28 protein-coding genes are annotated in these 26116 nt (G+C 45.4%); 27 read left to right on the top strand and 1 reads right to left on the bottom strand.

From position 1 onward, the window contains the following. Positions 1-411: 411 nt before the first annotated feature. The gene (locus M1E06_RS02005) at positions 412-1401 is read right to left on the bottom strand and encodes a LacI family DNA-binding transcriptional regulator (protein WP_020453276.1); all 990 of its coding nucleotides are present in this window, start codon (positions 1399-1401) and stop codon (positions 412-414) included. A gap of 106 nt (positions 1402-1507) precedes the next feature. Here M1E06_RS02005 and M1E06_RS02010 point away from each other — a divergent pair, with 106 nt between their 5' ends. From M1E06_RS02010 to M1E06_RS02140, 27 genes are all read left to right on the top strand, one after another. Further along, a complete protein-coding gene (locus M1E06_RS02010; RefSeq protein WP_043054496.1) occupies positions 1508-2821 on the top strand; it encodes a DegT/DnrJ/EryC1/StrS family aminotransferase in 1314 nt (437 codons plus the stop codon). Continuing rightward, complete coding sequence (locus tag M1E06_RS02015) at positions 2808-3656, top strand: HAD-IIB family hydrolase (RefSeq protein WP_025810643.1); 849 nt, start codon at positions 2808-2810, stop codon at positions 3654-3656. The genes M1E06_RS02010 and M1E06_RS02015 overlap by 14 nt, the downstream gene beginning before the upstream one ends. Before the next feature lie 13 nt (positions 3657-3669). Further along, positions 3670-4716 carry a Gfo/Idh/MocA family protein gene (locus M1E06_RS02020; protein ID WP_025810644.1) on the top strand — a complete coding sequence of 349 codons (1047 nt, stop codon included), beginning with the start codon at positions 3670-3672 and terminating at the stop codon, positions 4714-4716. Between the two features lie 74 nt (positions 4717-4790). Continuing rightward, on the top strand, positions 4791-5975 hold the full coding sequence (locus M1E06_RS02025; protein ID WP_025810645.1) for an MFS transporter: 1185 nt from the start codon (positions 4791-4793) through the stop codon (positions 5973-5975). Positions 5976-6095: 120 nt separating this feature from the next. Continuing rightward, a complete protein-coding gene (gene spoIIR, locus M1E06_RS02030) occupies positions 6096-6755 on the top strand; it encodes a stage II sporulation protein R (protein ID WP_020453271.1) in 660 nt (219 codons plus the stop codon). Positions 6756-7098: 343 nt separating this feature from the next. After that, a complete protein-coding gene (locus M1E06_RS02035; RefSeq protein WP_023857076.1) occupies positions 7099-7542 on the top strand; it encodes a GNAT family N-acetyltransferase in 444 nt (147 codons plus the stop codon). 157 nt (positions 7543-7699) lie between these two features. Continuing rightward, positions 7700-8743: an L-threonylcarbamoyladenylate synthase gene (locus tag M1E06_RS02040; RefSeq protein WP_025810646.1), complete on the top strand. Its 1044-nt coding sequence runs from the start codon at positions 7700-7702 to the stop codon at positions 8741-8743. A gap of 74 nt (positions 8744-8817) precedes the next feature. Further along, on the top strand, positions 8818-9378 hold the full coding sequence (locus M1E06_RS02045) for a manganese efflux pump MntP (protein WP_023857078.1): 561 nt from the start codon (positions 8818-8820) through the stop codon (positions 9376-9378). Positions 9379-9528: 150 nt separating this feature from the next. Continuing rightward, on the top strand, positions 9529-9984 hold the full coding sequence (locus M1E06_RS02050; RefSeq protein WP_023857079.1) for a low molecular weight protein arginine phosphatase: 456 nt from the start codon (positions 9529-9531) through the stop codon (positions 9982-9984). 137 nt (positions 9985-10121) lie between these two features. Continuing rightward, positions 10122-10571, top strand: coding sequence for a ribose 5-phosphate isomerase B (gene rpiB, locus M1E06_RS02055; RefSeq protein ID WP_020453266.1), 450 nt, complete (start codon positions 10122-10124; stop codon positions 10569-10571). Positions 10572-10586: 15 nt separating this feature from the next. After that, the gene (locus M1E06_RS02060; protein ID WP_020453265.1) at positions 10587-11129 is read left to right on the top strand and encodes a TIGR01440 family protein; all 543 of its coding nucleotides are present in this window, start codon (positions 10587-10589) and stop codon (positions 11127-11129) included. Positions 11130-11356: 227 nt separating this feature from the next. Beyond that, on the top strand, positions 11357-12604 hold the full coding sequence (gene glyA / locus M1E06_RS02065) for a serine hydroxymethyltransferase (protein ID WP_025810647.1): 1248 nt from the start codon (positions 11357-11359) through the stop codon (positions 12602-12604). 127 nt (positions 12605-12731) lie between these two features. Further along, the gene (upp, locus tag M1E06_RS02070; RefSeq protein ID WP_020453263.1) at positions 12732-13361 is read left to right on the top strand and encodes a uracil phosphoribosyltransferase; all 630 of its coding nucleotides are present in this window, start codon (positions 12732-12734) and stop codon (positions 13359-13361) included. A gap of 400 nt (positions 13362-13761) precedes the next feature. Continuing rightward, positions 13762-14145 carry an ATP synthase subunit I gene (locus M1E06_RS02075; protein ID WP_020453262.1) on the top strand — a complete coding sequence of 128 codons (384 nt, stop codon included), beginning with the start codon at positions 13762-13764 and terminating at the stop codon, positions 14143-14145. 67 nt (positions 14146-14212) lie between these two features. Beyond that, complete coding sequence (atpB, locus tag M1E06_RS02080) at positions 14213-14884, top strand: F0F1 ATP synthase subunit A (protein WP_025810648.1); 672 nt, start codon at positions 14213-14215, stop codon at positions 14882-14884. 49 nt (positions 14885-14933) lie between these two features. Then, the gene (gene atpE / locus M1E06_RS02085) at positions 14934-15146 is read left to right on the top strand and encodes a F0F1 ATP synthase subunit C (protein WP_020453260.1); all 213 of its coding nucleotides are present in this window, start codon (positions 14934-14936) and stop codon (positions 15144-15146) included. A 174-nt stretch (positions 15147-15320) separates the two neighbouring features. Continuing rightward, the gene (atpF, locus tag M1E06_RS02090) at positions 15321-15839 is read left to right on the top strand and encodes a F0F1 ATP synthase subunit B (RefSeq protein ID WP_020453259.1); all 519 of its coding nucleotides are present in this window, start codon (positions 15321-15323) and stop codon (positions 15837-15839) included. Further along, positions 15836-16390 carry a F0F1 ATP synthase subunit delta gene (locus tag M1E06_RS02095; protein ID WP_020453258.1) on the top strand — a complete coding sequence of 185 codons (555 nt, stop codon included), beginning with the start codon at positions 15836-15838 and terminating at the stop codon, positions 16388-16390. Before atpF ends, M1E06_RS02095 begins: the two co-directional genes overlap by 4 nt. A 7-nt stretch (positions 16391-16397) precedes the next feature. Continuing rightward, the gene (gene atpA / locus M1E06_RS02100) at positions 16398-17906 is read left to right on the top strand and encodes a F0F1 ATP synthase subunit alpha (protein WP_020453257.1); all 1509 of its coding nucleotides are present in this window, start codon (positions 16398-16400) and stop codon (positions 17904-17906) included. A gap of 88 nt (positions 17907-17994) precedes the next feature. Beyond that, positions 17995-18849, top strand: a complete 855-nt coding sequence (atpG, locus tag M1E06_RS02105; RefSeq protein ID WP_020453256.1) for an ATP synthase F1 subunit gamma — start codon at positions 17995-17997, stop codon at positions 18847-18849. Between the two features lie 25 nt (positions 18850-18874). Then, entirely contained in the window at positions 18875-20296 is a 1422-nt protein-coding gene (gene atpD, locus M1E06_RS02110; RefSeq protein WP_020453255.1) for a F0F1 ATP synthase subunit beta, read from the top strand. Positions 20297-20319: 23 nt separating this feature from the next. Next, positions 20320-20715: a F0F1 ATP synthase subunit epsilon gene (locus M1E06_RS02115; protein ID WP_020453254.1), complete on the top strand. Its 396-nt coding sequence runs from the start codon at positions 20320-20322 to the stop codon at positions 20713-20715. A gap of 382 nt (positions 20716-21097) precedes the next feature. Then, positions 21098-21331 (top strand): DUF1146 family protein, encoded by a 234-nt coding sequence (locus tag M1E06_RS02120; protein ID WP_003186001.1) that lies wholly within the window; start codon positions 21098-21100, stop codon positions 21329-21331. Between the two features lie 136 nt (positions 21332-21467). After that, positions 21468-22211 carry a YwmB family TATA-box binding protein gene (locus M1E06_RS02125; RefSeq protein ID WP_020453253.1) on the top strand — a complete coding sequence of 248 codons (744 nt, stop codon included), beginning with the start codon at positions 21468-21470 and terminating at the stop codon, positions 22209-22211. 32 nt (positions 22212-22243) lie between these two features. Beyond that, complete coding sequence (gene murA, locus M1E06_RS02130; RefSeq protein WP_023857084.1) at positions 22244-23554, top strand: UDP-N-acetylglucosamine 1-carboxyvinyltransferase; 1311 nt, start codon at positions 22244-22246, stop codon at positions 23552-23554. Positions 23555-23750: 196 nt separating this feature from the next. Further along, positions 23751-24767, top strand: coding sequence for a stage II sporulation protein D (gene spoIID, locus M1E06_RS02135; RefSeq protein WP_023857085.1), 1017 nt, complete (start codon positions 23751-23753; stop codon positions 24765-24767). A 316-nt stretch (positions 24768-25083) separates the two neighbouring features. Continuing rightward, complete coding sequence (locus M1E06_RS02140; RefSeq protein WP_023857087.1) at positions 25084-25770, top strand: VWA domain-containing protein; 687 nt, start codon at positions 25084-25086, stop codon at positions 25768-25770. Positions 25771-26116 lie beyond the last annotated feature (346 nt).

Raw genomic sequence — 26116 nt, forward strand, 5'->3', positions numbered from 1 at the left:
TCCCTTCGTCTGATCCTTCTTCATAGGTAAACGCCGCTTTTTAGGGTACCTATTCCTCCGGTTTCAAGCTGTTTCACGGATAGATGTCCCATTTTCGAGTGAAGTACCTTTTGGTTTATCTTCGGCAGAATAGCTTGTATAGGCTTTTTAGACGCGTCTTCTCCATGATATCGGTATTGCGAATCCACCCATGAAAGACACTGTGCGAATTTCCTCAACTGTAAATTTTAAAAACTGCACCTCCAATTGTGAAGTGTGTCTAACAAAAGAGGGGCAGTTCAAATTCCCGGCGGTCTTTTTTGTTAAAAAACAGCAACCGCAGCCATGACCGTTCAGAAGGTCTTCTTCACCATTTTTTAACAAAAATTTTATCTGAATAAAATAAAAAATAGTTCAAGATTAATATATACCCTAAACAGATTGTCTGATTTTTAATGTAGGAGACAGAGTCACGACATCCCTCTGTAATCCGCTTTCCCCATTTAGGTGGTTTACCATTGCACATACGGCTTTTTGAGCCAGCTCTTCAACAGGTATATCGATTGTCGTGATTTCCGGATCGGTCACCTCACAGATCGATTGATTATCATATCCAAGCACTGCAAGCTGCTTTGGCACTTCATATTGATAATAGCGGGCCCTTTTAATAATTCCTGCGGCCACTTGGTCGTTTCCCGTAAAAATGGCGGTCGGCTTTTCAGACATGTTGTGGATCTGGTCCATAATACGGAAGCCGTCATGAATGGTAAATGCGTGGCTGAACATCCACTTCTCCTGGAAATGTAAACCCGCATCAGACAATGCTTTCATAAACCCTTCTTTTCTCATAATCTGGGCCTTGCTGTGTATCGTGTCACAGCAAAAGGCCATTAAATGATGCCCTTTTTGAATAAAAAGCTCCGTTCCTTTATATCCGGCTTCGAATTCGTCATAGCAGATCACCGGCACGTCCGCTTCGGCGTGGAATTCATTTGCCAAGACCACAGGACCGTATTTGACGTATTTTTTGATGTCTTCCCACTCATTTTCAAGGCTGCATAACATAAGCCCGTCGACTTCTTTCCTCTTGAGCAGCTCCAGTACTTTCAGTTCATTCTGCTTTTGATAAAACGTCTGAAACACAATGACTTTGTATTGGTGTTTCAGCGCTTCAGCGGACACATGCTTCATGAGCTGCGCGAAGAATGGATGGTCCGCGTGAGGGACAGACACTGCGAGAAACATCGTTTTGTTGGATCTGAGCTTTCGTGCAGAGGTGTTCGGAATGTAGTCCAATTTTTCGATGACTTCCAAAACACGCTTCCTTTTTTCTTCAGATACATAAGGATGGTCGTTCAGTACTCTTGAAACAGTTGTTTTTGACACATTACTTAATTTTGCAATTTCGTCAATCGTAGGCATAAAGTCACTTCCTGAAAAAAAGAGTTGTTATGGTATCGATTCCATCATTTAAGATATGTCATGAAATATGACAATTTCCCAAAATAATAAAAATGGGGTGAAATTGATGAAAACCGCAAGCGAAAACATGACTTGCACAAGCAAACAGCTATTTGTCCTTCTGAATGATTTGAAGGAAGGGAAGCACGCTGGTGAATGCCGTATAGACGACACACTGGCTAATCAAAAATTAAAAGAGACATTGCAGCAGGATCAATTCGACTTGACCGCCAATTTGCTAAACAGAATGGATTCTCCGCCCTCCAGAGTTGATTTTATGCCGCTTCATCGACTGATCACAGAAGAAGAAGTAGATGACGTGATTCATGCGGTGAAAGGCGTGCTGCCGACCGGGCAATTTACAAGCGGTTCTTATGTCGGTGTATTTGAAGCTGAAATAGCCGCTCTTTTGAGAAAAAAGCATGTCATGGCTTCCTCCAGCGGAACCGATGCCATGATTGTCGCACTGAAAGCTGCGGGTATTGGACAAGGTGATGAAGTCATTATGCCTGCAAACAGCTTTGCTGCAACGGAAAACGCCGTGCTTGCAGCTGGAGGCACTCCGGTTTTCTGCGATATTGACCCTGTTACATTTTGCATGGATCCTTCTGAACTTGAAGCATGCATCACTTTGAAAACGAAATGCATTTTGCCTGTACACCTTTATGGAAAGCTGCCAGACATGGAAGGCATTGCAAAAATCGCTGATAAATACGGCATCCCGATTATTGAAGACGCCTGCCAGTCGATCGGCGTTTCCGATCTGGGAAAAAACAGCCTTTGCTCCATATTAAGCTTTAATCCGTATAAAAATCTCGGCACTTGCGGAAAAGCAGGCGCAATTGTGACGGATGATCCATCATTTGCATCCGCATGCATGGAATATATGTACCACGGCTTTGAACTGAATCAAAAAAATAAAAAGGCTGCTGATTACGGCTTTAACGCTAAGATTGATAATCTGCAAGCCGCTATTGGACTGGCAAGGATGAAACATCTTTCATTAAATAATCTGAAGCGCTTATATTTAGCAGATCGTTATATTACGCATTTGCAGCAGTATGAAGACAGAGGTCTGATCCAATTGCCTCAAATGACCGATGATCATGTATGGCATTTGTTTACAATTAAAATGATAAGCGGAAATCGAGACCAAGTCAAAGATATGATGCTTAAATTTCATAATGTCCAAACAGATATATACTACCCGATTTTATCCCATCATCAAAACACACCACTTGTAAAAGCCGATTATCAGCATATATCGCTGCCGGTCACTGAATCAGTGCATAAACAAATGCTTCAGCTTCCTCTCTATCCGGGACTCACCGTAGAAGAACAAGACAAAGTAATGGAGGCCTTAATTGATGTCGTATCATGAAACACTTTCTTTTCACACTTTGCAGCAAGTAAACAAGCCGAAGTACGCCGTATTTTGCGATTTTGATGAGACATATTTCGCCCACAGCATCACCGATGAATCGAGGAAAGCGCTCATGGACCTTGAAACATTTATTCATTCGAACCATCTCGATCACAAGATTTTGCTCGGCTGGGTGACCGGGAGCAGCCTGTCATCTGTTCTTGCAAAAATGAAGCGGGGAGGCTTTCGATATCTTCCGCATTTTGTCGCCAGTGACCTTGGCACTGAGATCACGTATTTCTCTGAAGAAGGCCAAGTCTCTGATAAAGATTGGGAAGCCCGATTGCAAGAATCGAATTTCTCCCATGATCTGGTCGAAGAAATCAAGCAGACTCTCTCTAAAAAATATGAGATTGAGCTTGTGCCTCAGACTCAGCATGGTTTTTCCCGCTATAAAATCAACTATTACTATAGATCGTCGGATGAGAACACAGATAAGAGGGCGCTTGAAGCCATCAGACGGCTTGCAAGAGAGCATGAAATAGGAGTAAATATCAATCGCTGCAACCCTTTGGCAGGCGATCCGGAAAACAGCTATGATGTGGACTTTATCCCTTTGCGGACAGGCAAACCGTACATTGTGGATTTTATATTGAATAAATTCGCGATAGAGAGGGAGAATTCATTTGCTTTCGGCGACAGCGGAAACGATGTGGATATGCTTAAAAAAACCGGACATGGTTATCTGGTGGGGAATGCGACAGCAGAAGCAAAGTCGCTCCATTCCCGTATGACAGAAGGCAGCTATACGGCTGGAATTTTAGAAGTGCTAAAAGCCCATATCAAAAGATAAGGAGTGTCCTTAGATGAAAATCGGAATTATTGGAGCCGGAGGAATTGCAAAAGCTCATGCGAAAGCTCTTTCAACAGTCAAAGGTGCCGAGCTTTCCGGGTTTTTTGATATCAACTCGCTTGCCTCGCGCAAATGTGCGTTTGAATATGGAGGAACCGCATTTAACAGTATGCAGGAGCTGTTGAATCAGTCGACGGCAGTCATCGTTTCATCGCCGAACTTTTGCCATAAAGAACATGTGCTTGAAGCGATGGCCGCAGGTAAGTATGTATTGTGTGAAAAACCGATGGCTGTCTCAATGGAGGAAGCGGAGGAGATGAAAAACAGGGCTTCTCAATCTGCTTATATTCCGATCATGGGCTTCAATTACCGCCATCTCACATTTGTTCAGCGCCTAAAAGATATGCTATCCGGCAATGAACTTGGAGATATCTTGTCCATCAATGTCCATTTTAAGAAAAACAGCGCCTTGAGAAGAAAAAAATATACTTGGCGCGATCATTCGAAAAGCAATAAAACGAGCGGGGCATTAGGAGATTTGGGTGTGCATTTAATCGATCTCATTCTTTATTTGTTCGACAGCCCGTTTAAACTGGACAGTTTAAAAGTCAAAATGATGACGGTCGTCAAAGAAAAAGAACAAAAACAGGTATATGTTGATGATCATTCTGAAGTATACGGCCAGCTTGAAAATCATGTGTTTGTCAATATGATTACGTCAAAATGCACAAAAGCGGATGAATGCGGCTTTAGCATCGAGGTCAATGGCCAAAACGGCGTATTCTACTATCATTCACGGCAGAAAAATCAGTTTTTGCTGAGGACCGGATTGACGGAGCGGATGATAACAATGCCGGACACGTGGCTGACAGACCCTGAAAATGAATTTTACGGATGGGCCGATTCCTTCAGAGTTCAGCTGATTCAATGGATGAACGGAGTTCGGGATCGCAATTTCGCACCTCTTGCCACTTTTGATGATGGATACAAGACGCAGTTCTACTTAAATGAATTTTTCAATAAAGGTCAGCAGCTGTCCCTTTCAAAACAAGCAAACTAGCATTGCGAAAAACCCTTGCCGGCCGTGCCAATAGCCGCAAGGGTTTTATGGTCTGCAACGAAGGAGTGAGTCTAATGAAAAAAATATTTCTATTCGGCTGTTCGTTTTATTTTCTCGTAGGGGTTATCCATATCCTGCTGGGGAGCCTGTCACCTTATATCATTCAAGAATATCACCGGGATGTTCATGATCTATCCTTCCTGATCTTTTTCCAATTCACCGGTTTTCTAATCGGTGTCCTGCTTGCGCCGATATTTGTCAGGCGCACCTCTCATGCGGCTGTATTGACGTTTGGCCTTCTTCTTATTCTCGTAACGCTTTTAGGCGTGTTCCTTTTTGATATGTTCATCTTTTTTGTCATCATGGGGTTTTTGCTCGGCTTTGGCGCCGGTACTTTAGAAACGACGATGGGAGCGTATGTGATTGCCCAAGATAAAAATGCGAAGGGGATGAATATTTTAGAGGTTTTTTTCGGATTGGGCGCTTTGCTGTTTCCTTTTCTTATTTATATCCTTACGGAACGATATGCCTGGCATTTCCCCTTGTATGCTTTATTTATCTTCGTTTTTGTGCTTGCGTGTATGTGGGTGGTTTATTTGTGCAGAAAAACCCCTGACACTGCTTCCGGTCAAATGACTTATCAGGAAAAACCGACTGTGTCAGCCATATTTGAAACCGGAAGGAAAGAAAAAAGCATTTTCCTCTTTCTCATATTCGCTTTTGTATATGCGGGTATCGAGACCAATTTCGCAAACTTTTTGCCGGCGCTGATGCTGGAAAAAGGAGCAGAAGAAATCAGCGTGATCAGCGTTTCGTTTTTTTGGACGGGAATGGTGTGCGGGCGTTTGTTGACAAGTATTTTTGGCGGACGCTTGACTTCCGTTGCCTTTCTGATCTTCAGTGCCGGAGCCTTGACTGTTTTGCTTTTGATTCTGGTATGGTTTCCGCTTCATCAAACACAGCTGCTCCTCGTATTTTTCATCGGGCTCTCGGCAGCCGGTATTTTTCCGTGCGCCGTCACTCTGGCCTCGTTGGCTGGAAAGCCTTTTACAGAGGAAATCACCAGTCTCTTCATTTCATCCGCAAGTCTGGGAGGAGCGCTTCTTTCATTTTTGATCGGCTGGGCGATTGATGCAAGCGCAGCGGCTGTCTTCCCGTTTCTGCTGTTCGGCGGATTGGGGGGCTTGCTGCTCGTGATCAGCGCGGTGATTTTTTTATCCGGCCTGCAAAAAAACAAGCAGAGCCATTTGGATATGTAGACCTTTTAGGAAGAGATTACAAGCTTAGTAGAATTTTTTTCAGCATCCGTTTAAACCGTTCCATCTTTGACCATAATATTGCTAGAAAAGGTTGAAGAACGGAGAGGAACGGTGGGGAAAATGAAGAAATCAAACATTGCCTGTATGTATATTTTTCTTTTATTAATAGGAGCGCTTGCAAATCTCACGACGGAAGAGACGGCCCAATCATCAGACGGGAAGCCTGCCGTGATTCCAGATGAAGCGATTCGGCTGCGGATTTTGGCAAACAGCGACAGCGGGAGCGACCAAAGCGTCAAACGTAAAATCAGGGATGAGGTCAATAAACAAATTACGAAATGGGTGGAAAACCTGACCTCGGTTGAGGAAGCGAGACAAGTCATCAGGTCGAAGCTGCCCGAAATCAAAGAGGTTGCCAAGGATGTTATGAAGCGCGAAAATGTCCGGCAATCCGTGTCTGTCCGTTTTGATCGAGTTTCATTTCCGACAAAGCTATACGGCAATATGGTGTATCCAGCCGGAGAATATGAGGCTGTTTTAATTACATTAGGCAAGGGAGAGGGAGCCAACTGGTGGTGTGTCCTGTTTCCGCCGCTTTGCTTTCTTGATTTTTCCAATGGGGAAGCCGTAAAGTCGCCTGAAGACGAACAAACCGATGCCGGGGAAAACGCCCGGGAAGAAAAAACAGTCGCTGCAGATGAAGCGGTATCTGGCAAAGATAAAGAAGACAAAGAAGTGAAATTTTTTCTTGTCGAATGGATTACCGGGCTTTTTTCTTAAAGGAACCGCCGTGCTTTCGTGCAGGGCGGTTTTTTACTGTTTGTTTTTTCATGATGGTTATTCACGCTTTTGAATATGATATAATTTTCCAAAACGGTTCAGGGAAAATACTGCTTTTCGAATATACACCTTCTGCCCCTTTCTGATGTGTCAATTACATTGCCCGGTAGAAAGAGAAACTGTCTTATCACCAGTACAGAGTTCATTTGCATACTCATTCAAAGCATTAGTTCCTGCTAATCAAAATTGAAAAATGAATTGCCGGCTTTCTTCCAAATCAAAAGGTATATTTTACTGTCGCCCTCATAGATTGGATAGAGAAGTTAAAAAACGGGGTGAAAAGATGTTCTACCAATTGAGGTTAGCGGAAATGAAAGACATGAATGCGATCGAAGCGTTTTTAAAAAAGGCGGGGACAAGCCATAAAGGCATTGAGGAAGCGAAGAGCCAGTTTATCATGATGGAAGACCCTCCCGATGAAATCGTCGCCTGCCTCGGAATGGAGGAATTTGAAAACAAAAAAGGGCTGCTGCGCTCGCTTGTCGTGTCTGACAAGCTCAGCCAGGGCCACATCGTTTCCCTGTTTCAAAGCATGCAGGTATTGTGTGAAAAGCGGGGAATCCAAACCCTGTATTTAGTTGCCAATAAACGAACATCGATGGATTTCCTTGAAGTGCTCGGTTTTAAACAAGCTGCGGCAATTCCGGAAGAGCTTGATGGATCAGAGCATGTTTCAGACTCGTTGAGCGTAAACGGAGCCGTTTTGATGGAGAAAACGTCTAATTAGCCGTTAACTTATACACAGAGATATCCACGGATTCAAAAGCGTTATCCACAAAATGTGGACAACGCTTGTTTTCTTTTTCTTCATCTTTTATACTTTCAACAGGATTTACATGAATGATTAACGTTTTTAGTGTTTTGTTAAGGGAGTTTTGATGTTAATGAAAACAAAAGTATGGACTGTGGATGTAAAACGTGATTTGTCCACAAACTGTCCACAAATTGCACAAGCGGCAAGACTGCTCAAGCAAAATGAAACGGTTGCTTTTCCGACAGAGACTGTTTACGGTCTTGGTGCAAACGCCAAACACAGCGAAGCAGTAGCTAAAATATACGAAGCGAAAGGGCGTCCGAGCGACAATCCGCTCATTGTCCACATCGCTGAAATTGAACAGCTCGGAGAATTTGCAGAGGTTGATTCGCCTCAGGCCGAAATGCTGATGAAGCGTTTTTGGCCCGGACCGCTGACCCTTGTGCTGCCTTGCAGACCCGGGGTGTTATCCACAAAGGTGACGGCGGGGCTCGATACGGTCGCGGTCAGAATGCCTGATCATCCTGTTGCCCTTGAGCTGATTAGACAGGCCGGCGTTCCGGTGGCCGCCCCGAGCGCCAATCTGTCCGGGAAACCGAGTCCGACGAAAGCCGAGCATGTCGTTCACGATTTAAATGGAAGGATTGCAGGTATCGTTGACGGCGGTCCTACAGGAGTAGGGGTTGAATCAACAGTTGTTTCATGCACCGGGGAAATTCCGGTCATTTTGAGGCCGGGCGGCGTCACAAAAGAGCAGCTCGAAGAAGCGGCCGGCTCTGTCTTGATTGACCAGGGCCTCACCGACGAAAAAAAGGCGCCGATGTCTCCCGGGATGAAATATGCGCATTATGCACCGGAAGCCCCGCTTGCCATTGTGAACGGAAGCGTTGAAGATATTCAACGGCTGATCGGCCAATATCAGAAAGACGGCATGAAAGTCGGCGTCCTTACGACAGAGGAACGGGCCGGTGCCTATCAGGCGGATGCCGTCCGCATCTGCGGCAGAAGAGACCGTCTTGAAACGGTTGCCGCCGGTTTGTATGACATTCTCCGCAGCTTTGACGAAGAACAGCTCGATTTTATTTTTGCTGAGTCTTTCCCTGAGGAAGGGGTGGGCCGGGCGATTATGAACCGGCTCTTGAAAGCTGCAGGCCATCGCGTAATCGAAGCGTAGCCTAAGCAGGGTTGTTCTATCCGCCTTTGGACGTGCATAAGCTAGAAAAGCTGGCGTGTCCAAGGGGGAATTGCATGAATGTTGATGTGTTAATAGGCGAAATCCTGACGCTCTCGATCATGGCTTTTGCACTCGGCATGGATGCCTTTTCAGTCGGTCTTGGAATGGGAATGGCCAAGCTGAAAAGGAACCAAATCTTTCAAATCGGCGTCATTATTGGATTGTTCCATGTCATCATGCCGCTTGGCGGTATGATTGCGGGACAGTTTCTTTCGGGCGCGCTTGGTGCGCTTGCGGGGTATCTTGGAGGAGCGCTTTTATTGGTGCTGGGCATTCAGATGATTGCCGCATCTTTTAATAAAAGCGGGGAGCAGATCATCTCTCCGCACGGCTTCGGCTTATTCATTTTTGCCGTCGGCGTCAGCCTCGACAGCTTTTCAGTCGGTCTCAGCCTCGGCCTCTACGGGACGAAACCGCTATTAACGATCTTTTTGTTCGGTTTGTTCAGCATGGTGTTAACTTGGGCGGGTCTGCTGCTTGGAAAAAAGGTTCAAACGTGGCTTGGAGCTTACAGCGAAGCGCTCGGAGGAGCCATCCTACTGAGCTTCGGCCTGAAGCTTTTGCTGCCAATTTAATTGAAAGAGGAGAAAATCTTTTTCCCACTTTGCATAACATAATGAAACTTAGAAAAAGAGGGGAGAGATCCTCTCTTTTTTGATTTCTGGAGCGGATTTTATTATTTTCCGGCTGAATCCTTTATAATATGAACAAAGGAGTGAACAGGATTGAACATACTATTTGTCTGTACTGGAAATACGTGCCGCAGCCCGATGGCGGAAGCGCTTTTTAAATCTGCGGCTGCCGAAAAAAAACTGGATGTCTCCGTCAAATCTGCCGGGTTGTTTGCTCCTGAAAACGGAAAAGCTTCTTTATATGCAGTCGAAGCGCTTTTTGAAAAAAACATCGCTCTGAATCATACATCTTCACAGCTTTCCGAGGAGAAGGTTGAATGGGCGGATCTCGTGTTGACGATGACGGAGCAGCACAAACAGGTGGCAGTACATGAATTTTCAAAGAGCCGAGATAAAATCTATACGCTGAAAGAGTATGTCAAAGGAGAAAGCGGGGACATCATTGACCCGTTCGGCGGATCTCTCAGCGACTATCAAAAAACGAGAGATGAGCTGGAGCAGCTGCTGAAAAAATTGGCAGAAATGCTGGCGGGAAAATCTCGGGAATAGAAGCTAAGGAGCGTTTGCAAATCGAGCGGCAGCGGGTACAATAGACATGATCAATCAGAAATATATAGCGGCTGTATACTGCTTAACGGTCTGCACGAGACTTTTGGCGGCACATCAAACGAGGAGGAGTCATTCCAATGAAAGTAATCATTGCTTCAGATCACGGCGGAATCAATATCAGAAAAGAAATTATGGCATTGATGGATGAATTGAACATCGAATACGAAGATTACGGCTGCGAATGCGGTTCAGGATCTGTGGACTACCCGGATTATGCGTTTCCGGTCGCGCAAAAAGTGGCGGACGGGGAAGCTGACAGAGGCATTTTAATATGCGGAACAGGAATCGGCATGAGCATTTCCGCCAATAAAGTAAAAGGCATCCGCTGCGCCCTTGTCCACGACGTTTTCAGCGCGAAAATGACAAGAGAGCACAATGACACGAATGTTCTTGCGATGGGTGAACGGGTGATCGGCCCTGGTTTAGCGAGAGAGATTGCAAAGGTTTGGCTTACGACTGAGTTTTCAGCCGGGCGGCACGCTGTCCGCATCGGAAAAATCGCCGATTATGAAGACAAGCATGAATAAAGGGTGTCGTCAATCATGAAGAATCTCGAACAAACATGGCGTTCTATATTAGATGAATTTCATCAGCAGGCAAATTTACGCGACGGCCACATCGTCGTCATCGGATGCAGCACAAGCGAGGTGGCCGGAAGGCGAATCGGCACTTCGGGAAGCGGACAAATCGCTGAAGCGGTCTACAAAGGCTTAGAAGAGCTCAGGGATCAAACAGGAGTCGCCCTTGCTTTTCAATGCTGCGAGCATTTAAACAGGGCGTTGGTTGTCGAGGAAGAAACGGCGAAAGCATACCGTCTTCCCGTTGTTTTTGCTGTTCCTGTTCCGAAAGCGGGGGGTTCCATGGCTTCATATGCCTATCAACATATGAAGGCTCCTGTCCTTGTTGAACAAATAGAGGCCGATGCGGGGATCGACATCGGCGACACGTTTATAGGGATGCATTTAAAGCCTGTGGCCGTTCCTGTCCGCGTCTCTCAAAAACAGCTGGGTGAAGCGCATGTGACGCTTGCGCGGACAAGGCCGAAGCTGATTGGAGGCGTTCGCGCCGTCTATGAAGCGGAGTAGCGGAAGAAGCGGGGGGGAAGAGCCGGACAGGCTTTTTTTCTTTATTAAAATAATTTTTTGAACAAATGATATGTCGAACTATATGATTTGTCTATTCGTTTAATATTCGGTTTTTCCAATAATAAAAAACGATTTTTAAAAATAATCTCTTACATTTGCATGAAAAACCGTGTACAATGAGATGGTATAATTAACGAAATGGAAACAGATAGGAGAGGATCTCGCTGATGAAACATTTACCTGCGCAAGATGAACAAGTTTTTAGCGCCATTCAAGATGAGCGGAAACGTCAACAGTCGAAGATTGAGCTGATCGCTTCTGAAAACTTTGTAAGCGAAGCGGTTATGGAAGCTCAAGGCTCGGTTTTAACAAATAAATATGCGGAAGGATATCCTGGTAAACGCTACTACGGCGGATGTGAGCATGTAGATGTCGCAGAGGATATCGCGCGCGACCGCGCCAAGCAGATTTTCGGCGCCGAGCACGTCAACGTTCAGCCGCATTCCGGCGCACAAGCGAACATGGCGGTATACTTCACGATTTTAGAGCACGGTGACACCGTATTGGGAATGAACCTTGCTCACGGCGGACATTTAACGCACGGCAGCCCTGTCAACTTCAGCGGTGTTCAGTACAATTTCGTTGAATACGGTGTTGATAAAGAGACGCAGTATATTGACTACGAAGATGTACGTGAAAAAGCGCTTAAACATAAGCCTAAGCTGATCGTGGCCGGGGCAAGCGCGTATCCGCGCACCATCGATTTTAAAAAGTTCCGCGAAATCGCTGATGAAGTCGGAGCCTATGTGATGGTAGACATGGCGCATATCGCCGGACTTGTAGCAGCAGGTCTTCACCCGAATCCTGTTCCTTACTCTGACTTTGTGACGACGACAACTCATAAAACGCTTCGCGGACCGCGCGGCGGCATGATTCTTTGCCGTGAAGAGTTTGCAAAGCAAATCGACAAGTCGATCTTCCCTGGAATTCAAGGCGGACCGTTAATGCACGTGATCGCTGCAAAGGCTGTTTCCTTTGGCGAAGCTTTAAAAGACGAATTCAAAACATACGCCCAAAATGTCATCAATAATGCGAAGCACTTGGCTGAAACATTGAAAAAAGAGGGCATCGAGCTCGTATCAGGCGGAACGGATAACCATCTTGTGCTGGTCGACCTGCGCTCTCTCGGCATGACCGGAAAAGTGGCTGAAAATGTTCTTGATGAAGTCGGCATCACCGTCAACAAAAACGCGATTCCTTATGATCCTGAAAAACCTTTCGTAACGAGCGGAATCCGCGTAGGTACAGCAGCCGTGACAAGCCGCGGCTTTGATCTGGAAGCGATCGAAGAAGTGGGAGCGATCATCGCGCTTGCCCTTAAAAACCATGAAGACGAAGCGAAGCTGGAAGAAGCAAAACAGCGCGTAGAAGCGCTGACAAGCAAATACCCGTTATATACCGGGCTTGATTACTAAGATATTTGTGCCGCTCCCAAAAGGGGCGGCTTTTTTCATAAAATTGTCTCCTGATTTTTGTTGAAACAAGCTGTTTTTTTATGTAGAATCAATAGAAGTGTGTGAAAAAAAGGAGCTGAAAACGGATATGGGAAAGGTATATGTGTTTGACCACCCTCTTATACAGCATAAGCTTACATACATCCGGGATGTAGAGACCGGAACAAAAGAATTCAGAGAGCTTGTTGATGAGGTTGCAACGCTGATGGCATTTGAGATTACGCGGGACCTGCCGCTGGAGGAAGTGAATGTAGAAACTCCTGTGCAAATGGCAAAGTCAAACGTCATCGCCGGAAAAAAACTCGGGGTTGTTCCGATTCTAAGAGCGGGACTGGGAATGGTAGACGGAATTTTGAAGCTGATTCCCGCTGCAAAAGTCGGACATGTCGGGCTTTACCGTGATCCTGAAACATTGAAGCCTGTTGAATATTATGTCAAGCTTCCATCCGATGTTGAAGAACGCGAATTCATCGTCGTCGATCCGATGCTGGCTACCGGAGGTTCGGCGGTAGAGGCACTGAACAGCTTGAAGAAACGCGGCGCAAAAAATATCCGTTTTATGTGTCTGATCGCTGCTCCGGAAGGTGTAGACGAAGTTCAGAAGCATCATCCTGATGTTGACATTTACATTGCCGCTTTGGATGAGAAACTAAATGAAAAAGGATATATCGTTCCCGGATTGGGCGACGCCGGAGACCGCATGTTCGGAACGAAATAATGTAAGAAAATCCTGAAAAAGGGTTTTCTTTTTTTGTGTTTTATACCATAATTAAACATGTGTGCGTCTTAAATGGGGCGAATTTGTGAACATTTTGTGAGAGACGCTGTGATTATGAATAGTTTTTTAACTTTAAACAGATTGACACCTCAGGGGGGCTATTGTATGCTAAAATAGGCTATTATGATAAGGTTTTCATAGCGGTTATCATAATGACCAGTCCTCTGTTAAAATCCTTTGAAAACCCCATATTTGCAGGCGACAGACAGATCACCGGCCCGAGAATTTTCGGAGTGTGTGAAGTCTTGAACAGAACACTACGTTCTGTAAAATGGTCAGACCGCCTAGTTTACCGTAATCGTAAGATAGATTTAAAATTTTCACATCAGGAGCGTATTTGATGACCGATGCGAGTCTTTCATTCCGTAGGCAACAAAAATATGTCCTATATATTTTAGCAGTCTGCGTGTTAGGCTATGGATTTCTGCCATTTCAGGCGATTTTTTTAGGCCTGATTACCGGCACTGTTTTCAGCTATTTCAATCTCTGGCTGCTGACCAAAAGGATGCAGGCCTTCGATAAAGCAGTGGCAAAAGGCAAAATGATCCGTTCTCTCGGGACTGCTTCCAGATTGTGCAACGCCATTATCGCGGCGGCCATTGCTTATAAATACCCTGAATATATTCATTTGGCAGGCGTCATTGTGGGGTTGATGACAATTTATCCTGTCATTATGATAGATTCCTTTATCCAGCTAAAACGTTCATCAATGGAAGAGAGGTGAAGACCCTTTGCACGAATCAAGAGTTGTTAACTTTTTAGGCCTTAACTTTGATGTATCAAGTATCTTAATGATTACTGTGACAAGCATCATCGTCTTTCTGATAGCGGTGCTGACCACAAGAACACTTGCGATCCGGCCGACGAAAGCCCAGAACTTTATGGAGTGGATTGTCGACTTTGTTCGCAATATTATCGGCAGCACAATGGATCTTAAAGTCGGCAGAGACTTTCTCGCCCTTGGCATAACCCTGCTGATGTACATATTTGTTGCCAACATGCTCGGCCTTCCGTTTTCCATTACAGTAGGCCATGAATTATGGTGGAAATCCCCGACAGCCGATCCGGCGGTTACTTTAACCCTCGCCGTCATGGTAGTAGGCCTCACTCATTACTACGGAGTGAAAAGAAAAGGGTTGGGGGAGTATACCAAAGATTTCTTCAGACCAATTCCGTATTTAGTGCCGCTCAAAATTATTGAAGAATTTGCGAATACATTAACATTGGGATTGCGTCTTTACGGTAATATTTTCGCCGGCGAAATTCTGCTCGGCCTTCTTGCCGGAATGGCAACCAACTTCTATTCTCAAAGCATTTTCATGGGGCTGGTTGGAACCATTGGAGCGGTTGTGCCGATGATCTTATGGCAGGCGTTCAGCTTGTTCGTAGGTACAATCCAGGCATTCATCTTCACGATGTTAACAATGGTTTACATGTCTCACAAAGTAAGTCATGAACACTAAAAACAAGACATATCCGAAAAGGATAACAATTTAAAGGAGGAACTTTTTCATGAATTTAATAGCAGCTGCAATCGCAATTGGATTAGGTGCACTTGGTGCAGGTATTGGTAACGGACTTATCGTATCACGTACAGTAGAAGGAATCGCACGTCAGCCTGAGGCTGGTAAAGAATTAAGAACGCTTATGTTCATCGGGGTAGCATTGGTTGAGGCCCTTCCGATTATCGCTGTTGTTATCGCGTTCTTAGCATTCTTCGGCTAAAAACTTATATAACTAGTAAAATGGCGAAGATCACTGCAAGAGGCCTTCGCCATTGCTTTATGGTTGCTTGAACTGTCATAACGGCCGGAAGAAACAACCTCTTGAAAAAAGAGGGAGAACATTTTTTCGATGGCCTCGGAGAGATAATCTGCAAGAAGGGAGTTGCCGTATTCGATGTCTTTTTTACCACAGGTTATGGGTGCAGGAGTAGGGTTTAATGCCGGAACTATGCTGTTCCAGCTTGTTGCCATGCTGATTTTGTTAGCGCTCTTGAAGAAATACGCTTTAGGGCCGCTATTAAATATAATGAAAGAGCGTGAAGACTACATTACCGGAGAGATTTCCTCTGCCGAGAAAAAGAATGAAGAAGCGAAGAAGCTCATTGAAGAGCAGCAGGCGCTTTTGAAAGAAGCGCGTGAAGAATCCCATTCTCTGATTGAAAACGCGAAAAAACTGGGAGAACAGCAAAAGGATGAAATCATCAAGGCTGCGCGCCAGGAAGCAGAACGCATGAAAGAATCAGCCAGAAGCGAGATCGTCAAAGAAAGAGACCAGGCTGTCAGCGCGCTGCGTGAGCAGGTTGCATCACTGTCTGTGATGATCGCTTCGAAAGTGATCGAAAAAGAGCTTGACGAACAAGCCCAGGAAAAATTGATCCAAGACTATCTTAAAGAAGTGGGAGAAAGCCGATGAGCCAATCAGCTGTCTCCAAACGCTACGCAGCCGCTTTGTTTGACATTGCCCTTGAATCCAAGAAGGTCAATGAAATAGAAGAAGAGCTGACCGTCGTTAAGAAGATATTTATTGATCATAAAGACCTCAATGCCGTTCTGAGTCATCCTAAAGTGCCCGCTGAAAAGAAAAAGCAGATTTTAAAAGACTCGTTCGGATCTGTTTCGACTGCAGTCTTACATACGCTTTATCTTCTCGTTGACCGCAGCCGCACGTCAATCGTCCCGGATCTCGCGGACGATTATGTTAAAATGGCGAACCGGTTCCGCGGGACGGAAGACGCGATCGTATACTCTGTAAAACCGCTCAGTGAAGAGGAAATTTCCTCTTTTTCTCAAGTGTTTGCAAAAGAAGCAGGCGCCGCTTCACTGCGCGTCAGAAACGAAGTGAATCCGGATCTGATCGGCGGAGTAAAAATCCGCATCGGGAACCGTATTTATGACGGCAGTGTAAGAGGAAAGCTTGACCGGATAGAACGTCAATTAGCAGGCGAAAATCGAAAGAAGGGGTGAAACCTAAGTGAGCATCAAAGCTGAAGAAATTAGCACTCTTATTAAACAGCAAATTGAAAATTATCAGTCTGAAATAGAAGTTCACGACGTAGGTACGGTAATTCAGGTCGGTGACGGTATCGCACGCGTGCACGGCCTTGATAACTGTATGGCAGGTGAGCTTGTCGAATTTTCAAACGGTGTGCTGGGCTTAGCTCAGAACCTTGAAGAATCAAACGTAGGTATCGTTATTTTGGGACCTTACAAAGACATCCGTGAAGGTGACGAAGTCAAAAGAACCGGACGGATCATGGAAGTTCCCGTCGGTGAAGAGCTGCTCGGCCGCGTTGTCAATCCGCTCGGTCAGCCTGTAGACGGAATGGGCCCGGTTCTCACAAGCAAAACCCGTCCGATCGAAAGCCCGGCACCTGGTGTTATGGATCGTAAATCCGTTCATGAACCGCTTCAAACGGGAATTAAACCGATCGATGCGCTGATTCCTATCGGCCGCGGTCAGCGTGAGCTGATCATCGGTGACCGTCAGACGGGTAAAACATCGATTGCGATTGACACGATCTTGAACCAAAGAGATCAGGACATGATTTGTATCTATGTTGCGATCGGTCAGAAAGAATCGACTGTTCGCGGTGTCGTTGAAACGCTGCGCAAAAAAGGCGCTCTTGACTATACCATCGTTGTCACAGCTTCCGCTTCACAGCCTGCACCGCTATTGTATCTAGCGCCGTATGCGGGTGTTACGATGGGTGAAGAATTCATGTACAACGGAAAACACGTGCTGGTTGTGTATGACGACCTTTCAAAACAAGCGACGGCTTATCGTGAACTTTCCTTGCTTCTGCGTCGTCCTCCAGGCCGTGAAGCATTCCCTGGAGATGTATTCTACCTGCACTCCCGCTTGCTTGAGCGCGCTGCGAAACTGAGCGACGCTAAAGGCGGAGGATCTTTAACAGCATTGCCGTTTGTTGAAACGCAGGCTGGCGACATTTCAGCCTATATTCCGACAAACGTCATCTCAATCACAGACGGACAGATCTTCCTGCAGTCTGATTTGTTCTTCTCAGGCGTGCGCCCTGCCGTCAACCCTGGATTATCGGTATCCCGTGTCGGCGGATCTGCGCAAATCAAAGCGATGAAGAAAGTAGCCGGTACGCTTCGTCTTGACTTGGCATCTTATCGCGAGCTTGAGTCATTTGCACAGTTCGGATCTGACCTTGATAAAGCGACGCAGGCCAAGCTGAACCGTGGAGCCCGTACAGTGGAAGTTCTGAAACAGGATCTGAACCAGCCGCTCCGCGTCGAAAAGCAGGTTGCCATTCTTTATGCCCTGACCCGCGGATTCCTTGATGATGTGCCTGTAGAGGACATCAGACGCTTTGAAGAAGAGTTCTTTATGTACCTTGATCAAAACCATAAAGATCTCCTTGATTCAATTGCTCAGACAGGAAACCTTCCGGCCGACGAGGACATGAAGGCTGCGATCGAAGGCTTTAAACGTACGTTTGCACCTAGCAACTAAACATTTGAAGTGAGAAAAAGATCTTCTTTTTCTCTCTTTTTCACGTAAATTCGGAGTGAATTTGAAAACAAAAAGGTGGTGAAACCTTTTGGCCTCATTACGGGATATTAAATCCAGAATTACTTCAAATAAAAAAACGAGTCAAATCACCAAAGCTCAGCAAATGGTTTCTGCCTCAAAGCTGAACCGCGCTGAGAGTAAAGCGAAATCGTTCGTTCCATACATGGAGAAAATGCAGGAAGTCGTTGCTGATATTGCGCTTGGATACACCGGAACGCATCCGATGATGTCGAGCCGTCCCGTGAAGCGGACCGGCTATCTGGTCATCACATCTGACCGCGGACTTGCCGGTGCTTTTAACGCTAACGTTCTCCGCAAAGCGTACCAGAAAATCCAGGAGCGCCATCAGTCAAAAGACGAATATGCGGTCATCGCGATCGGAAAAATGGGACGCGAGTTCTTCAAAAAACGCGGCATCCCGGTTATTTCCGAAATGACCGGCATCAGGGACGAAGTTTCCTTTCCAGAAATTAAGGATTTGGCGAACAGTACGATACAAATGTTTATCGATGAGACATTTGATGAACTTTACTTGTTCTACAACCACTTTGTCAGCGCGATTTCTCAAGAGGTGACGGAGAAAAAGCTGCTGCCATTATCAGATATCGCGCCAAACAAAAAAAGAACTTCCTATGAATTTGAACCGGACGAAGAAGAAATTTTGGAAGTGCTTCTGCCTCAGTACGCTGAGAGCTTGATTTTCGGCGCGATTCTGGACAGTAAAGCGAGTGAACATGCTGCGCGGATGACAGCGATGAAAAACGCAACGGACAATGCGAAAGAGCTTATCGCTGACCTCGAACTGTCTTACAACCGTGCTCGTCAGGCGGCGATTACGCAGGAGATTACGGAAATTGTCGGCGGTGCAGCTGCCTTAGAATAGAAAAAGCTTGTCAGGAGGGATAGAGATGAAAAAAGGACGCGTTAGCCAGGTATTGGGACCGGTCGTAGACGTTCGTTTTGAAGACGGTCACTTGCCTGAAATATATAATGCGATTAAAGTTACACATAAAGCGCAGAACGAGAATGAAGTAGATATCGAACTTACCCTTGAAGTAGCGCTTCACTTGGGTGATGATTCAGTTCGGACGATTGCAATGGCTTCAACTGACGGTGTTACACGCGGAATGGAAGCCATCGACCTGGGAGAGCCGATCTCCGTTCCGGTCGGAAACGTGACACTCGGCCGCGTATTTAATGTACTCGGGGAAAACATCGATTTGGATGAGCCGCTTCCGGCTGATGCTGCCAAAGATCCGATTCACAGAGAAGCTCCAACATTTGATCAGCTATCAACCGAGGTTGAAATCCTAGAGACGGGTATTAAAGTCGTCGACTTGCTCGCTCCATATATTAAAGGCGGAAAAATCGGTCTTTTCGGAGGAGCGGGAGTTGGAAAAACCGTCTTGATTCAGGAGCTAATCAACAACATCGCTCAAGAGCACGGCGGTATCTCTGTATTCGCGGGTGTCGGCGAGCGTACGCGTGAAGGAAACGACCTTTACTATGAAATGAAAGATTCCGGCGTTATCGGCAAAACGGCAATGGTCTTCGGTCAGATGAACGAGCCGCCTGGTGCGCGGATGCGCGTTGCCTTGACAGGACTTACAATGGCAGAGCATTTCCGTGATAAAGAAGGCCAGGACGTATTGTTCTTTATCGATAACATCTTCCGATTCACTCAAGCCGGATCTGAAGTATCTGCACTTCTTGGACGCATGCCGTCTGCGGTTGGTTATCAGCCGACGCTTGCAACTGAAATGGGTCAGCTTCAGGAACGGATCACTTCTACAAATGTCGGTTCCGTTACATCGATTCAGGCGATCTACGTTCCTGCCGATGACTATACTGACCCGGCACCGGCAACAACGTTCGCTCACTTGGATGCGACAACAAACCTTGAGCGTAAGCTGTCTGAAATGGGTATTTACCCTGCGGTTGACCCTCTGGCTTCAACTTCTCGTGCACTTGCGCCAGAAATCGTCGGAGAAGAGCACTATCAAGTGGCCCGCCAAGTACAGCAAATCCTGCAGCGCTATAAAGAGCTTCAGGATATCATTGCGATTCTCGGTATGGATGAGCTTTCTGACGATGATAAGCTTGTCGTCAGCCGTGCGCGCCGCGTACAGTTCTTCCTATCGCAAAACTTCCACGTAGCTGAACAGTTTACAGGACAAAAAGGTTCTTACGTTCCTGTCAAAGAAACGGTAAAAGGCTTTAAAGAAATCCTTGAAGGTAAGTATGATCACCTTCCAGAGGACGCTTTCCGTCTTGTCGGCCGAATCGAAGAAGTTGTCGAAAAAGCGAAAGAAATGGGTGTAGAAGTATAATCTGGTCCTAGGAGGGTAAAAGCATGAAGACCTTAAAAGTCAATATCGTTACTCCCGACGGCCCAGTATACGATGCGGATATAGAAATGGTAAGCGTTCGAGCAGAGAGCGGTGAGCTTGGTATTTTACCCGGCCATATTCCGACGGTTGCTCCGCTAAAAATTGCTGCAGTCCGTCTGAAAAAAGACGGTCAAACTGAGCTGGTTGCCGTCAGCGGGGGCATAGTTGAAGTCCGCCCTGACCATGTCACCATTCTGGCCCAGACGGCGGAAACATCTGAACAAATTGACAAAGAACGCGCCTTGGCCGCAAAACGGCGTGCCGAGGAACGTTTGCAAAAGCATACGCCAGATGTTGACATTATTCGGGCAGAGCTTGCTTTAAAACGCGCGATTAACCGGTTGGATGTTGCGAGATAAAGATGAGGATCCTTCCCATATTAAGGATGGGAAGGGTTCTTTTATATTCATGATTAAACAGAATTGAAAATGTTGAAAAAAGTTCACAAATTGTTCGCCTTTTTAGTTTGAATCTATCTATAATACAAAATAGTAAGCTATGTTCTCTTCCGCCAGAAAGAGGATGTAAGACATTCAAGCAAACTCCTCAACATTGGCCTCAGGCAACAGAGGATCACTCCATCTATGGGAAAAAGTTCTATCCATGAACGTCTTAACATGAAACATCAAAACTGTTAAAATGACTTGAAATGACCGGCATTATTCCTTTATCCCACAGCAGAAGAGACTAGGCAGGCCGGAGCCACCAAACCGGCTGGAACGTAAGGAGGCGTCATCAATAATGGAAGAGATCGGACAACAGGCTGCTGTCAGTATCATCGTTCATCTTTTTTTTATTGCATTGACTTGGTGGGCTCTTCTGGCGGTCAATATTGATCCGCTTATCAGGAAAGGAAAAGTCATTCAGGCGAGGGTGTTAATGATCATCATTACAATCGCCGTCGGCTCCACCGTCAGCAATTTTTTCCTGGACTATCTTTATTATTCCAGACAGCTTCAAAATTTATTTTCATGATTGAGTAAAAGAATTTTTGGGAATGGACAAATGTGGGTAACGCCGCATTCCGCAAAATCACCGGGGGACCTTGTTTTTCCACGTATGCTTTTCCTACGATCCGTCAACAATGGAGAGTAGGAGAGGATGATGCGGAATGAAGACAAAACAAACGGTTAATGCCCTCATTTTTATTGTGGTTTTATTTTTAATTGTTCATGTCTTTCAATCGCTTGAAGCAGCGGGCAATACGCCGCTGGAACAGCTGGCGGAAGGTTTGAGCCGCCATGATGTCGAGCTTGAAGAATGGACCCTGCACACAAAAAAGCAGCTTACCCTAAGTGAAAAAGATTTTTTTGCAAAACTGAAACATTTCAAGAAACAGCATCGACAATATCAATGGACTATAACGCGGGAAGACGATGATACAGTTAAAGCAACAGGTGTTTTTCAGGACAAAAAAAATCACATCAATTCCAAAATACATTTGGTATCCACCCACAAAAACCAGAGACTTGTTTCGTATTTATTGTATGAGCAAAAAGGCGCGGGACCACGGGAAAACTGGAATACTACATATAAGCAGTTTGAACGGGATGCATTCGACATAATGCGAGAAAAGACCGCAATTTTTACTTGTCTAAAGGGCCATTTAAATGGTATGATGAATGTTGTTTTGCAAAAAAAAGCAAATGAACTAGTACATGAATTTGATGCAAAGTCAGTTGAAGATTTAATCGAACCAAATTTCGTTTCTATTTCTGCTTACACTAACGAGTGGAAAGAATCCATCAAGACAGAAAAACACCGTATGAATCTGCAAGTCTCGCTTAGAAATGCGGGAATGGGCGAAAAACTTACCGTCACGGTTGGCACACCAATCGTTACGACTGAATATTAATATAGAGAAATTGGGACGCGGAGGGGAATACCTTGGAAAAAATCATCGTCCGCGGCGGTCGAAAGTTAAACGGCACAGTCAAAGTTGAAGGAGCAAAAAATGCCGTTTTACCAGTTATCGCTGCATCTTTATTAGCCAGTGAAGAAAAAAGCGTAATATGTGATGTGCCTACGCTCTCCGATGTATATACGATTAACGAAGTGTTACGTCATTTAGGCGCAAGTGTACATTTTGAAAATAATACAGTAACGGTTGATGCATCTCGCACTTTGTCTACGGAAGCTCCGTTTGAATATGTTCGTAAAATGCGCGCATCTGTATTGGTGATGGGTCCGCTTCTTGCTCGCACAGGTCACTCGAGAGTGGCTTTGCCTGGAGGATGTGCAATCGGTTCAAGACCGATCGATCAGCATCTGAAAGGCTTTGAAGCAATGGGCGCAAAAATTAAAGTCGGAAACGGCTTTATTGAAGCGACTGTAGAAGGCCGCCTTCAAGGCGCAAAAATTTATCTTGATTTTCCTAGTGTCGGAGCAACTGAAAACCTGATTATGGCTGCAGCTTTGGCTGAGGGCACGACAACGCTCGAAAATGCTGCTAAAGAGCCTGAAATCGTTGATCTGGCTAACTATATCAATGCAATGGGCGGTAAAATTCGGGGTGCCGGTACAGGCACCATTAAAATTGAAGGCGTTAAGGCGCTTCATGGTACAAAACATACCATTATTCCTGACCGGATCGAGGCGGGTACGTTCATGGTTGCCGCTGCGATTACCGAAGGGAACGTACTGGTAAAGGGAGCGGTTCCTGAGCACTTAACATCTTTAATTGCGAAAATGGAAGAAATGGGCGTTCAAATCATGGAAGAAGGAGACGGTCTTCGGATCATCGGTCCTTCTGAATTGAAGCCTATTGATTTAAAAACAATGCCACATCCAGGTTTCCCGACTGATATGCAGTCTCAGATGATGGCTCTTTTGATGCGCGCAAATGGAACCAGCATGATCACAGAAACCGTCTTTGAGAACCGCTTCATGCATGCGGAAGAATTCCGCCGTATGAACGGAGATATTAAAATCGAAGGCCGTTCTGTCATTATTAATGGTCCTGTGCAGCTACAAGGTGCTGAGGTGGCCGCAACGGATCTTCGCGCCGGCGCAGCTCTTATCCTTGCTGGCCTTGTCGCTGACGGTCATACGCGCGTAACCGAATTAAAACATTTAGACCGGGGATATGTCAACTTCCACCAAAAACTTGCCGGTATCGGTGCTGATATTGAGCGCGTTAACGATGAAGAAGCGGTTCATATTGAAAATAAAGAAGTTGTATCCGATTTAAACGCATAAATCAACGTGAAATCAGTATGTCATCCGGCATACTGATTTTTATGTTTCAAGTATTCTATATCAGTATGCCTCCCATATCTATCATTATGCACAAGAATGGCTTTTAAAATACGCAGCCGCAGTTGAAAAGTACAGTCATATTAGCTTGTCCCCGCCCATAAAATGAAAGAGACAAAACAGAAATGGGGGCACTGATTTGAAACAGCTATTTATTGTACTAGCAGGAATCTGCATGCTGATTTTACTCATACCAACACTGCTTGTCCTCCCTTTTCACGGGGGACCGGGGGCAATCAAAACAGAAAAGCACGCTCAGCAACACGAGGAAAAAAAGAAAGTCACCTTAAAAGAGTCTCCCGTTTCAATTCCGGTCTACAGAACGGCTGACCGGAAAGTTGAAGACATTCCGCTTGAAGAGTATGTCATTGGTGTCGTTGCTTCGGAAATGCCGGCTGATTTCGATATCGAAGCTTTGAAAGCACAAGCGCTCGCGGCCCGCACATATATTGTGAGGCAAATGGTATCAGAGCAGGCTGTCCGATCGCCGAAGGGCTCGCTCGTCGATGATACGCAGATGTTCCAGGTGTATAAAAACAAAGAAGAGCTCCGCAGGCTGTGGAAGAAAGATTACGATTGGAAAATCAAAAAAGTGACCGAAGCTGTCGCCAGTACGCAAGGCAAAATTTTAACCTATGATCATAAGCCAATTGACGCTTCGTTTTTCTCGACGAGCAACGGGTACACCGAGAATGCGGGGGCTTATTGGACAAGTGATATTCCGTACCTGCAAAGCGTGAAAAGCTCCTGGGATACAAAGTCGCCGAAATTCCTGAACCACAAAACGTTTACTGTCACTGAATTTGAACAAAAGCTCGGCGTGAAGCTGCCCAGCTCAAACAGCATTGGGAAGATCACTGAAAGAACGCCGGGAAAACGCGTAGCGACTGCTGTCATTAATGGAAAGAAGCTTGAGGGAAGAGATATTCGTGAAAAGCTCGGCCTCAAATCGGCAGACTTTGATTGGAAACGCGACGGGAATCAGATTACCGTCACGACGAGGGGTTTTGGACATGGAGTAGGAATGAGCCAATACGGCGCACATTATATGGCGAAAGACGGCAAGAAAGCGGAAGCCATCGTCAAGTATTATTACAAAGGAACAGCCGTATCCAATGCTGATGAATTTTTAAATAAATACATGGCGAAAAAATAATAAAGAGACGTCTGCCTCATTGGCGGCGTCTTTTTGAATGTCATCAAATTTGGCATTCTCATGAAGTTGATGTGCGCCAAAATATTATACAAATATTTCAAGAATCATGTGCCGGAGGGCTTGCTGAACAGCGTCAAAAGGCCGTGAATCTCTTGTCAATATAAGGGTTCACAGGCTATAAAGTCTATTTTATCTGCTTGTTGTATGCTGAAATGAATAACGAGGAAAAGGAGACATGCCCTATTTATTTCTCCCTGGTGTTCTTCTACGATATTAATGTGTTAACGACTTTATTTAAGAAAGGGGAAAGGGAGAAATGAAGAAGAAGCTGACATTAGGGATTTTGACCGCTATGGTTCTTAGCCTTGGTTCACCTGCTTTCGCAGCTGAGAAAAAACAGGAGGTAACAGTTGCTGAAGATTCGCCTAACATCGCGATTATGCTTGATGCAAGCGGCAGTATGGCTAAAAAGATCGGCGGAGTCTCAAAATACGAGCTTGCCAAAAATGAGGCGTTCAGCTTTGGTTCAAAGCTTGAAAATGCAAACGTGCTCATGAGGGTTTTCGGTTCAGAGGGAAACAATAAAAACTCCGGAAAAGTACAATCCTGCAATGCAATCAGAGGAGTGTACGGATTCCAAACGTATGACGAGCAAAGCTTCCGCAATTCATTAAACGGCATCGGACCGACTGGATGGACACCGATCGCAAACGCGCTGCAAGATGCCAAAAACGCGCTTGACCAGCAGAACAACAACGGGAAAAACGTCGTCTATCTGCTGACAGACGGTGAGGAAACATGTGGAGGCAACCCGGTAAAAGTCGCAACAGAACTGCGCAAATCTAATGCGGTTGTCAACGTAATCGGCTTTGATTATGAAGGAGATTTTCACGGACAATTGACAAGCATCGCAGCAGCTGGCGGCGGTGAATATTTCCAAGCAAAAACCAAAAATGACATCAAAAGAATTTTCACTCAGGAAGCAATCGAGCTTTCTAAATAAACTGGAAAAAAGCTGTGGACATGTTTCCGCAGCTTTCCTTTTTTGATGAAAAGAATGTCAAAAGTCAAGTAAAACACTTTACAAATATTAAGTTATTGTTTCAGAACGTTGAACCCCGCTGAATCCTTTGGAGGGGTAATTTGTCGTAACTGTTGTTTTATTGGGACGAAAACGGTCTTTTAGCGGACTTTTTTGGTAGGACTTAAGTGGAAGTGTCGGTCGATTATCGTAAGGATTATGAAGAATTTGTGAATTTGAAAAGGAGATCCGGCCTATTTATTTCTATCAAGCCTTCTTTTACGATGTTGGTGGACTAGATCTCATGCGGAAGTTCGGTCCGAAAAAA

The sequence above is a fragment of the Bacillus sp. AK124 genome, from assembly GCF_053903085.1.